The organism is Aquincola tertiaricarbonis (genome assembly GCF_000969605.1).
Classification (GTDB): domain Bacteria; phylum Pseudomonadota; class Gammaproteobacteria; order Burkholderiales; family Burkholderiaceae_C; genus Aquincola; species Aquincola tertiaricarbonis.
The window spans coordinates 1-417 of sequence record NZ_JZUE01000091.1 but is presented as its reverse complement, the minus strand read 5'-3'; the positions used below and the strand labels follow the sequence as shown (position 1 = coordinate 417).

General features: G+C 74.6%; 1 protein-coding gene. It reads left to right on the top strand.

All coding sequences use genetic code 11. The annotated features are described in order from the left end of the window. Positions 1-417: GGDEF domain-containing protein (locus VO99_RS27550; RefSeq protein WP_046116173.1), on the top strand; the 417-nt coding region annotated here is incomplete at both ends.

The following is a 417-nucleotide window of genomic DNA, read 5'->3' as shown; positions in this document are numbered from 1 at the left end:
GTGGCTGGCGCTGGTGCTGATCGACATCGACAACTTCAAGCCCTACAACGACACCTTCGGCCACCCGGCTGGCGATGCCTGCCTGACGCGCGTGGCGCGCGCCATGCACGACGTGCTGCCGCACGACGGCTTCCTGGCCCGCATCGGCGGGGAGGAATTCGTGGCGGTGCTGGAAGGCGCCTCGGCCGCGCAGTGCCAGGCCGCGGCAGAGCGGCTGCGGCGGGCGGTGGAAGCCCTGGGCCTGCCCAACCCGCAGGCCGGCGGCGCCGGGCTGGTGACCATCAGCCTGGGCGTGGCGCTGCGGCCGCCCGGCGGTGGCGGCGAAATGCATGCGATGGTGGCCTCGGCCGATGCGGCGCTCTACCGGGCCAAGCACGGCGGCCGCAACCGGCTGGCCCATGCCAGCCAGCCGGGCGC